Below are 15,233 nucleotides of genomic sequence, written 5' to 3' on the forward strand. Positions count from 1 at the left end.
ACACAAAACATACACCCTACATAAGTCACAGCGCCTTTATTGGCGCTTGTGCATGGAAAAACACAACGGAGAATTTGTAATGTCGTTGAAAAAAAGCACAACCTTCACCCTAAACCCCGTAGCGCGTTGGGTAAACGTGGCCTTTCTTGCTAGTGCAGCCAGTACCGCTGCGTTCTCAATTCAAGCGCAAGAAGCACAAGACCAAGCATCGGCAGAAGACGTAGAAATCATAGATGTTGTTGGGACACGTCGTACTATTCAAGATCAAATTTCAATAAAACGCGAATCGACCACGGTCGTGGATGGATTATCAGCAGAAGATATTGGAGACCTTCCTGCGCTTTCAATTGGTGAAGCGTTAGAGTCAATAACCGGGGCAGCGTCACACCGTGAAAATGGCGGTGCTACTGAGATAACGATTCGGGGCCTTGGTCCATTCTTAAGTGCGACGCACATAAACGGTCGTGAGGCAACTAACGGTAGTGGTGACCGTTCGGTGAACTTCTCTCAGTTTCCCAGTGAGCTTGTTAAGAAAGTTGCCATATATAAAACGCAAGATGCTTCAATGATCGAAGGTGGAGTAGCGGGTGTTATTACGCTAGAAACGGTTGCCCCTCTCGATTATGGAAAACAGCGTATTCAGGGTGAAATAAAAGGTAATTACAACCCTGACGAAGGTAACGTTGATAACTCGTTGCACAGCGATCTTGGCTTTCGCGGCACAATTAGCTATGTGGACCAATTTGAATTTAGTAATGGCTCAGCATTAGGTATTTCTGTGGGGGCACAACGTCAGGATATTACTCAGCCGGAAGCGGAGTATAGAAGTTCAAGCCCAACAGGTTCTTCTTTGTGGGCGTGTTTAAACGACCCTACTAACACGAACGAAGGCTTTTTCCGCAGTAGCGCAGGCGACTGTGAAGATCAAGTAAGCGGTAGCTCAAACCAAGGCTACAACACAGAAATCGACCCCGAAACTGGCGAAGCGATTAGCGCAGGTTCACCTTATGCTTGGACAGGAAGTTCGCGCAGCTATCGTCAAAATGAAACGTCTGACGAACGTGATGCTTTTTTCTTAGCGCTGCAGTTCCAGCCAAATGAAGCATGGGATATCAATACCGACTTTCAATATTCTAACCGCTTACAGCAAGAGGCTAGGCATGACTTAATCTTCCTTCAAAAGCGCGCAATCCCCGGCTTGACAGGCCCTACCCTGGTAACGAATGACGTAGGCGGTATTCTGCACTGGGAAGGTCAGGATCGTATTGAGAGTTCTGGTGAACAATTCTCGCGCGACGAAACCTACCATGGCTTTGGCATAAACGTTGAACACTTCGCTACTGACGCATTAACGCTAAGCTTTGACTTAGCTTACTCGAAAACTGAACGCGAAGAGCTTCAAATTTCAAACCGCGCACGAACCGAAGACAGACAGTTCTTTTCTTGGGACATGGGGGATAACATTCCTCATTTCACCGTCCAAAACTTAGATGTTACCGACATAACAAATTTTTATGACAGTTTGCGTACGAGAGCTGATAGAGAAAACGCTCGAGAAAACGAAATAAAATCGGCCAAAGTTGATTTTAGCTACATTCTTGATCACGACGTATTCGTAAGTATTGAGGGTGGTCTGCGCGCTTCTGAAATGACTTTTGTTCAACTTGGTGGCTCTCAAGGCAATGGTTCTCGAAATCAGTGGACATTTTCACCCACTGACGGCGCTTCTGACGATGAAGAGATAGCACAGGCAATCGCGTTAATGGAAAGCTGTCAAATTGCATTTCCAGAAAGTGGGTTTCTATCTACCGTATCCGACGGCGCTATTATTACGCACGTAGACAGCGATGGTAATGTTGTAGAGAGCGGCACTGGCTCTTCGTGGGCGACCTATGACAACAATTGTTTTGCACAAGCCGTGGCCGCGTCAAATGGTGATAATTTTGCGTATCCCGAATTAGAGTATGAGAACGCCGGAACCATTGACGTGACGGAGCGTACTTACGCAGGTTATCTAATGGCCAACTATGACACAGAAATGTGGGGCAAGTTTGTTCGAGGAAACGTGGGTGTGCGAGTGGTCAATACTGAGGTGACATCTATAGGTTTTAGAAGCGCTTTTGAAATTATTGAAGGCGAACTGGGTACCTTAACACTCGTAGAAGATGACTCAGTACTTGACCGCATTGAAGGCGGTGGTAGCTACACGGAAGTGTTGCCTAGCGCCAACTTTGTGATGGACTACAGTGACGACATCTTATTGAGAGCAGGCATTTATCGCGGTATGTCTCGTGCAGACCCATCAGATTTGGGGTATAGCCGTGAATTCGATCGAGATGATGAAGTTGCTCCAACGACTATTTCAGATTTGATTGTAGGCGTGAACGGATCCGGAAACCCGGATACCAAGCCACTCATGTCATGGAACCTCGACCTCGCAGTTGAGTGGTATCCTAATGAGGACTCAATTTTTGCTTTCGGAGTCTATTACAAAAAGTTCAATGGAGGATTCCAACAACGAACTGTTTTAGAAACCTTCGAAATTGAGGGCGACAACTATGACTTGCCGATTACAAACTCTGTAACGACGGATGACAGTAGCACACTGAAGGGGATTGAAACATCTATTGCTTATCGTTGGGATAATGGGGTTGGTGTTAAGTTTGGTTACAACTTTGCAGACACCGATTACGAGTTCGAAGACAGTAATTATGGTGATACATTCATTACTGATCTAGAAGGGAATACTTCACAACTTACGCAAGGCATTATACCTCCTGGTGCTGTCCCTGGTTTCTCTGAACATGTATTTAGCGGCCAAATTTACTATCAAATTGGTGATTTAGATACCGCACTTATCTACAAGTATCGAAGCGAATATTTTCAGCCTTATACCAGCAATGGTACACGTTTGCGCTACGTAGATGAGGTGGGCGTTTGGGAAGCTCGCGCATCGTACAAAGTCAATGATCATGTACGTGTTAAAGTTGAAGCAATAAACTTGTTCAGCGCGCCTAAATCTCAAGATTACTACGTTCAAGGAAACCTTGGCGAAGTCAATGATTACGGCCCTCGTCTGTTTGCTGGTGTCACTGTGAAGTATTAATTGAGTAAGTAACACCACTCGATAAGTAAACGTTAAAGGAGATATTTACCGCTCCTTCATTAAAAAACCCGCTTATAAAGCGGGTTTTCTTATCTCATTACGATAAATCATCGTTGCTTTATTTGCCACACAGTAACGGTACCGCTTACTTCGTTACCCACTACAAGGAGAGGTACACCGCTTGGGCTGTCTTCAGCACTTACAAACACCAGGCTTTCTGGTGCAAGGTCGCCAATAACGTTATCGCTTGTTAATCCTTCTGTAAGATCTCGGTTAATGACATACTCTGCAAATTTTACGTCATATGGATTAGTAACATCGTAAACAAGAATACCGCCCATACGCTCGGTACCAATAAAAGCGTAAGTACGTTCGCCTACCTGCCCCACTGTTAATGCTTCAGGCTCAGGCCCCTTATTCTCTGAGCGCGAATCCCCCGCATTTTCATCGTCACCGTTATTAAACTGTGCGCCATGCACCGAAGCAGTAATACGCTCAAAATCATCACCAGAGTCATAAACCACTAGGCCATTTTGATCCCAGATAGTAAACGAGCGTGCACCGTATGCGTACGCAGCATCATACTCTCCATCCCCATCATTATCTCCCATGGCTATCGTGACACGTAAATCATCGGCTTCACCGGTAGCTTGTAGCATTGCCAATTCAGAATTTGCTAAAGCAGTTAAATCTTCTACTTTAACCTCATCTGAATAAGCGAGGCACCCATCATCTTCATCATAATCAACACCACCTGCAGCGGTGCAGGCTGCCTCGTCAGCTACGTCAAAGAAATACTCTCGCGCATCGCCTTCATTAGCGGTAACAATAAAAGTTGCGTCTTTCCAAGTAAAATGTGCAACAGTATCAGGCTGATAAACGCCATAAAGCCCCTGATATTGACCAAAGCTAACCGCATCATTTTCTTGAATGTCGATGTTAAGTCCAGCCCATGACTTAGTACCAAGACCAATAACGTCAATGGATAAATCTTCAAGGTCTAAAATTGCCAGGCCGTTGTTTTCCTGCAGGCTGATATAAGCCAAATCATTGGTCGTCGTAATGTATTCAGGTTCAAGGTCCTGCGCTACCGTCGTAACAATTACGTTGCCATTAATTGTTCGTCCTGATGGATTTGGAAACATCATCCCCTGTGCAACCAAAGCGGCTTTGCTATCATTAAATGCACTAAAACCAACTGTTGTCGCGGTGTCATCGGGCTCGCCAGTTTCTAGAATGGCAATAACGCTTACCGAACCCTGTGGGTCAACCGCGTAATCATCAGAAGGCTCGCCCTCATTTGCTACTAGTACCTTACTGCCGTCAGGCGTAAAAGTAACCATATCTGGCAATGCGCCGACTTCAACTGCATTTAAGAAAGTGGGAGTACTACTATTTAAACCGTTAAAGAATAATACGAAACCGTTATTTGTTTTTGTTGAAGCCGGCATGGCAACGGCCATTAAATCATCTTTTATCGCAATACTTGTAACGCTTCCAAGCTCAACATTCTCAATATTTTCAGGCAGGGTTATCGCCGTTGGCGTCAGCGTAACCGTGCCAATTGGATCAGGTAACGTGCCGGTTGTAACCGATGATGCTGGAATACTTGCTATTGTGTTCGTCTCACTATTCGTTGCATAAATAGTGGCCGTTTCTGCGTGATATTGAACAATCTCCGCGGCTGACTGATTCCCCAAAAATGCTCTACCCACAATGTCCATTGAAACACCGATGGACGCATCGGTACCAGGATTACCTTGCTCTCCTTGGGGACCTTGAGCTCCTGTGTCTCCTTGTTCCCCGTCATCCCCATCTAGACCACACCCCATAAGCGCTGACGAGACAATAAGCGAGAGTATTCCGTATTTTAACGTAAGTCGAATTGCCATTAACTTTCCTTATTTTTATACCCTGATCATTACGAAACAGATATTGACTTGTAGATACAATAAAACTAACAAATGATCATGCGTGAATTTGGTGAGGAAGCGCTGTAAGCTTTACTTCCGTGTACAAACTAAAACCAGTTTATGACACTCGTATTAATATGGCAAAATACATGACAACCGCTAGTTTGAACAAGAACTGTTCTATATAAGTACTTATTATTGGCACGCTTCTACAGCAAATGCATCATAGCGTAATAACAGTTATTAATGACGACGTAGGAACGATGACGGCAACCTGTTTAGAATATTGCTCGAGTTCACACTTCTTCACCGGATATAGAACGTTTGAAAGGATGAAAAAATGAAATTGAAACTTGCAGTCACCGCAATCGTGACAGCGTTAGCCCTCTCAAGTTGTGCAACGTCGCCTACGGGAAGAAATCAGGTATTATTGTATTCAGAAGGTCAGCTTGCGCAAATGGGCGATCAGGCTTTTACCGGTATGAAGGAAGAGCTCAAAATTTCAAATAAACCGGTACAAAATTCCTACGTTGAATGTGTTGCCAAAGCTATTACTGCCCAAGTACCCGCCTCAGTATTCGATGGTGTATGGGAGGTTGTCGTTTTTGATGATGAACAAGTCAATGCGTTCGCTCTTCCTGGGGGTAAAATCGGCGTCTACACGGGCTTGCTGAATGTGGCACAAAACCAAGATCAACTCGCTGCTGTCATTGGTCATGAGGTGGGCCATGTTATTGCTGAACACGGCAACGAGCGCATGTCACAATCAACGCTAATAAACATTGGCACACAAGCCGTAGGACAAGTTCTTGCTGCTAATGAAGTTTCCCAATCAGGTCCAATTATGGCGGCAATCGGATTAGGCGTGCAGGTTGGTGTTCAGTTGCCTTTTAGCCGTACTCATGAGTCAGAGGCTGATCTTATAGGGCTTCAATTAATGGCGAGATCAGGGTTTGATCCGCGACAGTCTGTTGATCTTTGGCAAAATATGGAAGCGGCAAGTAGCGGTAATCGTCCTATGGAATTATTATCGACTCACCCTGCACCGCAAACAAGAATAGAGAACCTGAAAGCCAACATGTCGAGCGCCTTCACAGATTTCCAATCTTCTTCATCAAGGCCACGATGTAGCTAAACGGCGCGATATACAAAAAACGCTGCGAATGCAGCGTTTTTTCTTAGAAGGAGTTTGTTCTACTCAGCATCTGTTTTGTGAAGATGAACATCCATTTGAGGGAACGGAATTGATATGCCTTCTTGGTCGAAGCGAAGTTTGACTTTCTCAGTAAAATCAAACTTAACACCCCAGAAGTCTCCCGATTTCACCCAAGGACGAACAACGAAGTTCACGCTACTATCCGCTAATTCAGATACCGCAATGGTTGGCGCAGGCTCAGCGAGAATACGCTCGTCTGCAGCGACCATTTCTTGGAGTATCTTTTTAGCCTTAAGCAAATCTGCGTCGTAACCAATTCCAACAACCATATCTACACGACGGGTGTCCTTTGCAGAATAGTTAGTAATGTTACCACTGTAGATATTGCCATTTGGCACAATAATTTCTTTGTTATCAGGTGTATTCATCGTGGTAGTAAAAATACCAATCTTCTTTATTGAACCTGCTGTACCAGCCGCTTCAACGAAGTCACCCGCTTTAAACGGTTTAAATACAAGCAGCATTACGCCCGCTGCGAAGTTTTTCAATGAATCTTGAAGCGACAAACCTATTGCAAGGCCGGCTGCACCAAGAATAGCTACCAGCGACGTTGTATCCACACCTAGTTGGTCTAACGAGGCTACAATCACGAACAACATAAGGATAGCGCTTAGAATAGATTCTAAGAAATCCACCAGCATGTCATCGTATTTTGATTTAGACATTAAGCGTCTAAATACAGAAAGAAGGAATCCTACTACGATCCTACCAATGACATAAATGGCTATAGCCATCGCTATATTTATTCCCCACGGAATGGCGTAGTCATTTATATATCGTTCGACATCGCTTGCAGAAAAAAGCGAAAGTTTCTCTTCCATAATAAAGTCCTTGTCATGAATATTAAAAAAGCGTAATCACGGTAGCAGTAAATTACTTTTACACCAACCACAAAACAGAGAAAACCAAAAAAATAGCTCTAAAGTCTATATAGAACGAGGCTTACAGAGCATTTCACCTTAGCCAAAAGTAGCAATAATGTGCAGACTGTTATTAGCAAGACAATAACATGTCATCAGAATGTCACCATCAATTTATAGGCTACTTAAATTGCTTTACGTATTCGCGGGTTAGCTATAACTGACATTGATTTCCGATGATTTCTCAAAATAAACTGATGATTTTTTAGTCAATTTAAACTAAAGTATATGAAAGGTGCGCGGGTGCGAAATCAGCCATCTTTATTTGATAATTTAGTGAACAATATAAATTAAAGGATTAAGACATGTTGCTTCTCATAATACTCTTTTCTCTTGTTTTGTGTTTGTTGGTTTACTCTTTGAGTGCCGACAGAGGAAAAAATACAAGATATGCAAGAGAAGATTATCATTCTGTGATGAGTCAGCCAATACCATCAGAGCCAATTAAACCCTCTTCAGACAGCTCGTCTCCTCACGTTGCCTAAAAAGCGATAAAAAGCATGCTGCTGTTCAAATTTATACCCTTGGGTAACTCGAAGTAGTCGGCAGCATTGCAACCTATAGCGCGTCCCCCTTATCATATACGCTGACGTTTATAATCTGGCAATTCGAAATGCGTATACCACGAGTTTACTACCCAAACCCTATTCCTTTAGAACGAGAATTTGAATTAACTGATGACGCTAGTCACCACGTTGCGACCGTACTGCGACTAAAACCTAACCGGCCTCTTGTCTTGTTCAATGGAGATGGCAATGAATATAGCGCGCAAATTATCAGTATTCAGCGTAAAAAAGTTATCGTAGAAGCTGATGCACGTTTATCTCTTAGTAAAGAGTCGCCACTTTGTCTACACCTTGGGCAAGGCGTTTCTAAAGGCGATCGCATGGATACCGTTTTACAAAAAAGCGTTGAACTTGGTGTAACTGAAATTACCCCCATCATTACACAGAGATGCACCGTAAAGCTCGATGAATCACGATGGGAGAAAAAAGTACTGCAGTGGCGAAAAATAATCGTTGGCGCTTGCGAGCAAAGCGGCAGAAATGTTGTGCCTGAGCTTCATAGTCCCATTACCTTGAATCAATGGTTAGCGTCATCAACAACAAGTACAAGACTGGTACTGGCACCCGGCGCTGAGCAACAAATGGTAAAACAACCGTACAATATGCATGGATACCGTTTACTCATAGGCCCAGAAGGCGGACTTTCAGAGCAAGAGATTCATAGCGCTGTAGAGAATGGGTATCAGTCCGTTAGCGTGGGGCCTCGGATATTGCGGACAGAGACAGCAGCTATTGCAAGTTTAAGTATTCTTCAAGCAATTCACGGCGACCTCTAAAATGAAATTCGATGGGTAAATGACAGATTTTCATCAAGCGCTCGAGCCGTGCTTGAAGATACTCACATAAGACCCATATATGAGCAATTAGTCTATAAATTACTATTTTAAAAAAAGGCAGAATGTCATGCACTATACCGTTGGCGTAATCATGGACCCAATCGAGAGCATCAAACCGCATAAAGACACAAGTTTTGCGATGATGTTAGAAGCACAGCGTCGTGGTGCCAAAGTCGTTTATTTTGAGCTAAAAGATTTGTTTTTAGAAAACGGCAAGCCCATGGGCATAGCCAAAACGGTGACTGTTGAAGATCGGGCAACTGACTTTTATAAAGTAATAGATGAAGAAACTGTGCACCTAGGTGATGTTGATGTCTTACTGATGCGAAAGGATCCGCCTTTTGACAGTGAGTTTCTGTACGCTACACAAATGCTCTCTCTCGCACAAGACGCCGGTGCGCTGGTTGTTAATAACCCCCAGGCCTTGAGAGACTTCAATGAAAAACTGTTCACGTCTTATTTTCCAGAGCATATTCCCCATACACTGGTGTCTAACAATCAGACATTAATTCGCGCGTTCCACGCTAAACACCAAGATATTATTTGTAAGCCCCTCGACGGTATGGGAGGCGCGTCTATTTTTCGTGTAAAACCCGATGGCAATAATTTGGGTGTGATCATAGAAACACTGACCAAATTAGGCGCGCGCTATATGATGGTACAAGAGTACCTGCCTGAAATAAAAGATGGAGACAAGCGTGTGTTGATTGTCGATGGCGAAGTGATGCCTTATTGTTTAGCTCGTCTTCCGACGAAAGGTGAAACAAGGGGCAACCTTGCCGCCGGAGGAACGGGTAGACCGCAACCCATTTCGGCGTCGGATAGAGCGTTAGCTGACGCAATATCTCCAATCTTAAAAGACAACAACATATTGTTTGTAGGGTTAGATGTCATAGGAAGCAAAATTACAGAAATAAACATAACAAGCCCTACTTGCGTGCGAGAAATAGAGGCGGCTTATGATGTTAATATTATGGGGGCACTGTTTGATGCCATTGAAAAACGTCTAACAAAAAATTAGTGTAAACACACAAGCGAGAGGTCGCTGCCAGCCTTATACATACACAACCGTATTTCTTCCTTGAGATTTCGCTTTGTATAAGGCTTCATCCACCACCTTCAAAATATCGGTTAACTCGGCGTCTGGTGAAATCGCTTTATATCCACCGCTAAGCGTTATGTTCAAGGCTTCTCCATTGTAATGAAAATTCATGTGCTGAACCTTATTACGAATGACTTCGGCTAACGATTTGCAGGCTTCACTATCTCCTTCTAATACCAGTAAAAATTCCTCACCACCGATACGAAACACCTGTTTTTCACCGAGTACGCCAATAAATACCTTTGATAGGGCTTTCAACACCTGGTCGCCCGCTTCGTGGCCATAACAATCGTTTATGCGCTTAAAATGATCGATGTCAATTAGCATTAGCGCAGTATGTCGCTGTGCAGATTGTAGCGTGGGATAAAGAGATTTAAGTGCTAACCGGTTATAGCATTTGGTTAACGCATCAGTAAGCGCAAATTCGCTTAGCTCCCATTCATTTTGAATACGTACTTTTTCATAGGCATTGGCTAGTGCCATTATCACACTATAGGGCAGCACAATATTGATAAGGCTGCTATTCCACACTTTATTTGGTTCGCCCAGATTGTAGTTGATTTGCAAATAAATAAAGAGTGCGAGAACGCAAAGAGATATTACAAAACCATGGCGTCGGGAGAAAATAAAATAGCTAACAACAGGGACGGAAAAGAACCACATTGACACACTTTGATGGACGCCAAAAATGACCACAGCAAAAGCGATCAGAGCAATATAAGCATAAACAACGGTCCAATTAAACCAAGGCTTAGCTCTGTTTTTAAGAAGGCGTAGGCTTGTATACGCGAAGAATATCGCCATTGAAATTTGTGAAGCTGCTACCCAATGCGCAAACCTACCATCGGAAAAAATGTTATGAAATCCAGTCACTAAACAAGAACAAAGTATCATCATACTCAAGGTCAACAACACCTTGTTTTTCAAATGGTGATTACCTAAATCAATTTCGGGTTTATTTGCTGACATAACTCACATTAATCAGTCATTTTTTGGTTGGCAATGCTACCACATTTCTCTTTATCTGAAGAAAATATAAATGTCACTTATTGTGTAATGTAAACATTTGTGCGTTTAAAAAATTAAGCTATCTAAGATAATTGTATTTCGCTAAAACGTCCCCACTTTGCTTTTGGTGACGCTGCAGGCAAGCGAATTATTTGAAAATAGCGTAAACTTACCTACTTGGCATTGGGTGTACATGCGCTTCATCTAATACAGACACACCTGCTACATACTGGTACGTCGCTTGAAAAACGGTTAACGGATAGAAAATTCAAACACTATCGCAAAATGAAAGACACGATAATATGACGGAATTAAAAAGCTTACAGAATCACTTTTTAGTCGCTATGCCTAGCTTAGACGACCCGTATTTTTCACGATCTCTCATCTACATTTGCGAACACAACGCCGATGGCGCCATGGGCATAGTGGTAAACCAACCTTCTACAATGAATGTTAAGCAACTGCTTGAACAAACAGATAAGGAGCTCACCGTCTCTGATGACAAAGCAGATCAAATTGTTTTAGCAGGCGGCCCTGTTAATCAAGAAAGGGGTTTTGTGCTGCACTCATCCCAGAAAAAGTGGGCATCAAGTTTGAATTTGGCCCCCGGCATTACGGTCACAACCTCTAAAGATATTCTGACAGCTATCGCTAACGACGAAGGCCCAACCGATGTACTTATTGCACTAGGTTATGCCGGTTGGACAGCTGGGCAGTTAGAAACAGAAATGCAGGAAAATGCTTGGCTAACCATAGAAGCTGATACCGATATTTTATTTAACACTCCGATGCACAAAAAGTGGCAGGCAACGGTTAATAAACTGGGTGTAGATGTCTGGCAACTTGCTCCAGGGGCAGGCCATGCCTGAGCAGGGAAATCGTACAGTTCTCACATTTGACTTCGGAACCAAAAGCATTGGCGTAGCAATAGGCCAAGAAGTGACCGGCACAGCATCGCCTCTTTCTGCCTTAAAAGCCCGCGATGGCATTCCAGATTGGATACTTATTCAGAAACTGATTGACGAGTGGCAGCCGCAACTCTTGGTGGTGGGTTTACCGCTTAATATGGACGGTACAGAGCAAGACATGACGCAACGCGCCAAAAAGTTTGCCAATAGATTACACGGCCGTTTTCGCGTAAATGTAGAAACGTGCGACGAGCGGCTTAGTACAGCCGACGCTAAATCTATGCTGTTTGAACTTGGTGGATATAAAAAGCTGACAAAAGACAAAATCGATAGCGTTTCTGCCTGTGTCATTTTTGCAAGCTGGAATGAATCGCAGTACGACTGAGTTTACGATTCTCCCGAGGGCCTTTTACCTTCGCTACAAAACCAACAGATGTCAAAAGCCTCACCATTTTCTTCACCGCAGTCATCGCACACCCAATCATGCCTTGGATTTGAAATTCCCGTTGAATCTTTTGTTAAAAGCCGTTCTATGACGAGCGAAGCTCTTGCATACCATGAATCATCAACCAACCATAGTTCCGGCTGTGCATCCTGCCATGGTAATTCGCCTATGGCGCCAGCGGCGTACTCATTTTTAACCATATAAGGAATAGACAGTGCATCAAGTTCACTGCGCACTGCCTGTATTTCAAACACATCTTGAGACGTAAAAAGCTTCTTCAACATTTACCCCGCTGATGTTTCATTTGACTTACTCATCCATATCGATGGAAACGTTTGATAACGTACCTAGACTTGACCCGTCTTTCGTATCTAGCTTAATCATTAAACGAAGATCGTTCGGAGAGTCAGCATGATGTATGGCCTGATCCATATCAATTCGACCTTCTTTATATAAATCATATAACGCCATATCAAAGGTCTGCATTCCCTGCTCCTTACCCTTTCGCATCGCTTCTTTGAGTGAGCCTATCTCATTTCTCTGGATGAGATCTCTTACAAGGGGCGAGTTAAGAAGGATCTCTATGGCTGCAACACGGCCTTTACCATCTGGTGTGGGAACAAGCTGTTGTGCAACAATGGCGCGAATGTTTAAGCTTAAATCGAAACGCAATTTATCGTGCATGTCTTTTGGCGCCAAATGCATAATACGTTCAATTGCTTGGTTCGCGTTGTTGGCGTGAAGTGTTGCAACACACAAATGCCCAGTATCAGCAAACGACATTGCATACTCCATGGTTTCCATGGAACGTATTTCACCAATGAGAATAACATCCGGAGCTTGGCGCAGAGAACTCTTGAGCGCATCGTCAAAAGACTGCGTATCTATTCCCACTTCTCGTTGGGTAATAACACAATTATTGTGCTCGTGAACAAATTCAACAGGATCCTCAATAGTAAGGATATGCCCATGTGAATTTTCATTTCTATGGCCAATCAGCGCGGCTAGAGAGGTCGACTTACCCGTACCCGTTCCACCTACAAACAATACAAGACCGCGTTTTGACATGATAATTTCTTTCAAAACCCGAGGTAGTCCTAAGTCTTCTGCTTTTGGGATCTGCGTAACTATACGCCTTACCACCATGCCTGCCTGGTCTCGTTGCCAAAAAGCAGAGCAGCGAAATCTACCTATACCCTCTCGAACAATGGCGAAATTACACTCCTTCGAAGAAGCGAACTCGTCTTTTTGTTTTTCAGTCATTGCCTCGTGTACAAGCGCCAGCGAAGCATCTTCTCTGATTGGTAAGTCTGTAATAGGCGTTAACTTACCATTTATTTTCGCGCTAACGGGAAAGTCAGCCGTGATGAACAAATCAGAGGCATTGGAATCAACCATCTTTTGCAAAAAAGAATCTAACATGCTGACCTCTAGAATGTGCTGGAAGACTGTTTATCGACTGACTTTGCAGCGGCGTCTTGCTTTGATATGACGCCCATAGCTACAAGTCGTTGCAGACACTGATCCATCGTTTGCATACCGTGTGCCTGACCAGTTTGAATGACTGAGTACATTTGCGGCACTTTATCTTCCCTTATCAAATTTCGAATGGCGGGAATACCAACCATAATTTCATGCGCGGCGACCCTGCCACCTCCAATTTTCTTAAGGAGTGTTTGTGATATTACAGCGCGCAGCGATTCGGATAACATAGACCGAACCATGGCTTTCTCCTCTGCGGGGAAGACGTCGATAATACGGTCAATTGTTTTAGGCGCTGAGTTCGTGTGCAGCGTTCCAAATACCAAGTGTCCTGTTTCAGCAGCAGAAATTGCAAGACGAATAGTTTCAAGGTCTCGAAGCTCACCAACCAGTATAACGTCAGGATCCTCACGCAGTGCCGAACGCAGCGCATTATTAAATGAGTGAGTATCTCTGTGTACCTCACGCTGGTTCACTAGGCAAAGTTTGTTTTCGTGAACAAATTCTATGGGGTCTTCGATAGTAAGTATATGCTCACGTTTATGCGTGTTTATGTGGTCTATCATCGCTGCTAATGTTGTACTTTTACCCGAACCCGTAGCACCTGTAACCAACACGATACCCGTAGGTTGATTAATTATTTCCTTGAAGATTTCAGGGGCGCCCAGATCGTCTAGGGTTAGCACTTTACTTGGAATAGTACGCAACACTGCCGCTGCGCCACGATTTTGAACAAATGCGTTTACACGAAAACGCGACAGGCCTTTTACTTCAAATGAGAAGTCTGTTTCGAGGTTTTCCTCGTATTCTTTACGCTGCATGTCGTTCATGATTTCGTAAACCAAGCCATGAACTTGCTTGTGATCGAGTGCAGGTACATTCAGTTTTCGCATTTCCCCGTCAACACGAATAAGGGGCGGTAAACCCGCTGACAAATGTAAATCTGAAGCGTTATTCTTAACACTGAAAGCCAAAAGTTCGGTAATATCCACAACCACATCTCCATAACAAGGTGAATAATGCAAACAATAGCAGAAAGACTAAATTCCGCACGAAAAGGAATAGACCAAGCCGCTAATAGTGCCCATCGTCCACCAAATTCGATAAAATTGCTAGCGGTTAGCAAAACAAAACCCGTATCCGATATCATGGAAGCGTATGAAGCGGGACAACGATTGTTCGGTGAAAACTATGTTCAGGAAGGCGTTGAAAAGGTTCAAGAACTTTCTCATTTAAAGGATATAGAGTGGCATATGATTGGGCCCATTCAATCAAATAAAACCAAAGTGGTTGCTGAACACTTTGCTTGGGTTCAGTCAGTAGACAGGGAAAAAGTTGCACGTCGCTTGAACGAGCAACGTCCTGAATCGATGCCGCCCTTGAACGTATGTATTCAGGTCAATATTGACAGCGAAGACAGTAAGTCTGGTGTAGCCATGGACGAATTAGACGCCCTTGTTATGTTTATTAAAACGCAAGAGCGCCTTTCTCTTCGAGGGTTGATGGCTATTCCTAACGCTAACCCAAGTGAAAAACAGCAGCGCGAAACATTAAGCAAGCTGAAAGAATTATATGACCACTACCATACATCACTGAGCAATTTTGATACCCTGTCCGTAGGAATGAGCAGTGATATGACAGAAGCTATTAAACATGGGTCGACCATGGTACGCATCGGTACCGCTATTTTTGGTAAACGAAGCTAGCGTTTGTTTTAGCAAACGGTTGCCT

Annotated in this window: 13 protein-coding genes; 7 read left to right on the forward strand and 6 right to left on the reverse strand. The window is 43.7% G+C overall.

Annotated features, from left to right (window positions below):
• Window positions 1-79: 79 nt before the first annotated feature.
• Window positions 80-3,106, forward strand: coding sequence for a TonB-dependent receptor (locus BK026_RS09970; protein WP_071817586.1), 3,027 nt, complete (start codon window positions 80-82; stop codon window positions 3,104-3,106).
• 107 nt (window positions 3,107-3,213) lie between these two features.
• On the opposite strand, the gene BK026_RS09975 is transcribed toward BK026_RS09970, so the two are convergent.
• A complete protein-coding gene (locus BK026_RS09975) occupies window positions 3,214-4,998 on the reverse strand; it encodes a choice-of-anchor I family protein (RefSeq protein WP_071815728.1) in 1,785 nt (594 codons plus the stop codon).
• Window positions 4,999-5,359: 361 nt separating this feature from the next.
• On the opposite strand from BK026_RS09975, the gene BK026_RS09980 reads away from it, so the two are divergent.
• Window positions 5,360-6,154: a M48 family metallopeptidase gene (locus BK026_RS09980; protein ID WP_071815729.1), complete on the forward strand. Its 795-nt coding sequence runs from the start codon at window positions 5,360-5,362 to the stop codon at window positions 6,152-6,154.
• Window positions 6,155-6,213: 59 nt separating this feature from the next.
• Here the strand turns inward: BK026_RS09980 and BK026_RS09985 are convergent, their stop codons facing one another.
• The gene (locus BK026_RS09985) at window positions 6,214-7,056 is read right to left on the reverse strand and encodes a mechanosensitive ion channel family protein (protein ID WP_071815730.1); all 843 of its coding nucleotides are present in this window, start codon (window positions 7,054-7,056) and stop codon (window positions 6,214-6,216) included.
• Between the two features lie 712 nt (window positions 7,057-7,768).
• On the opposite strand from BK026_RS09985, the gene BK026_RS09990 reads away from it, so the two are divergent.
• Window positions 7,769-8,497 carry a 16S rRNA (uracil(1498)-N(3))-methyltransferase gene (locus tag BK026_RS09990; protein ID WP_071815731.1) on the forward strand — a complete coding sequence of 243 codons (729 nt, stop codon included), beginning with the start codon at window positions 7,769-7,771 and terminating at the stop codon, window positions 8,495-8,497.
• A 127-nt stretch (window positions 8,498-8,624) separates the two neighbouring features.
• Complete coding sequence (gshB, locus tag BK026_RS09995) at window positions 8,625-9,578, forward strand: glutathione synthase (protein ID WP_071815732.1); 954 nt, start codon at window positions 8,625-8,627, stop codon at window positions 9,576-9,578.
• 33 nt (window positions 9,579-9,611) lie between these two features.
• Here the strand turns inward: gshB and BK026_RS10000 are convergent, their stop codons facing one another.
• Window positions 9,612-10,628, reverse strand: a complete 1,017-nt coding sequence (locus tag BK026_RS10000; protein ID WP_071815733.1) for a GGDEF domain-containing protein — start codon at window positions 10,626-10,628, stop codon at window positions 9,612-9,614.
• Between the two features lie 341 nt (window positions 10,629-10,969).
• Between BK026_RS10000 and BK026_RS10005 the strand changes: the two genes are divergently transcribed.
• Both BK026_RS10005 and ruvX read left to right on the forward strand, forming a co-directional pair.
• Window positions 10,970-11,536, forward strand: a complete 567-nt coding sequence (locus tag BK026_RS10005; protein WP_071815734.1) for a YqgE/AlgH family protein — start codon at window positions 10,970-10,972, stop codon at window positions 11,534-11,536.
• Entirely contained in the window at window positions 11,529-11,960 is a 432-nt protein-coding gene (gene ruvX / locus BK026_RS10010) for a Holliday junction resolvase RuvX (RefSeq protein WP_071815735.1), read from the forward strand. The genes BK026_RS10005 and ruvX overlap by 8 nt, the downstream gene beginning before the upstream one ends.
• Window positions 11,961-11,962: 2 nt before the next feature.
• Here the strand turns inward: ruvX and BK026_RS10015 are convergent, their stop codons facing one another.
• Genes BK026_RS10015 through BK026_RS10025 form a run of 3 tightly spaced genes read right to left on the reverse strand, consistent with a single transcriptional unit; the run spans window position 11,963 to window position 14,494 of the window.
• The gene (locus BK026_RS10015) at window positions 11,963-12,304 is read right to left on the reverse strand and encodes a DUF2007 domain-containing protein (RefSeq protein ID WP_071815736.1); all 342 of its coding nucleotides are present in this window, start codon (window positions 12,302-12,304) and stop codon (window positions 11,963-11,965) included.
• 25 nt (window positions 12,305-12,329) lie between these two features.
• Window positions 12,330-13,442 (reverse strand): PilT/PilU family type 4a pilus ATPase, encoded by a 1,113-nt coding sequence (locus tag BK026_RS10020; RefSeq protein ID WP_071815737.1) that lies wholly within the window; start codon window positions 13,440-13,442, stop codon window positions 12,330-12,332.
• 8 nt (window positions 13,443-13,450) lie between these two features.
• Window positions 13,451-14,494, reverse strand: a complete 1,044-nt coding sequence (locus tag BK026_RS10025) for a type IV pilus twitching motility protein PilT (RefSeq protein WP_071815738.1) — start codon at window positions 14,492-14,494, stop codon at window positions 13,451-13,453.
• Between the two features lie 27 nt (window positions 14,495-14,521).
• Here BK026_RS10025 and BK026_RS10030 point away from each other — a divergent pair, with 27 nt between their 5' ends.
• Window positions 14,522-15,208, forward strand: coding sequence for a YggS family pyridoxal phosphate-dependent enzyme (locus BK026_RS10030; protein WP_071815739.1), 687 nt, complete (start codon window positions 14,522-14,524; stop codon window positions 15,206-15,208).
• Window positions 15,209-15,233: the final 25 nt, after the last annotated feature.

Source organism: Alteromonas sp. V450, assembly GCF_001885075.1.
In the GTDB taxonomy this organism is placed as follows: Bacteria; Pseudomonadota; Gammaproteobacteria; order Enterobacterales; family Alteromonadaceae; genus Alteromonas.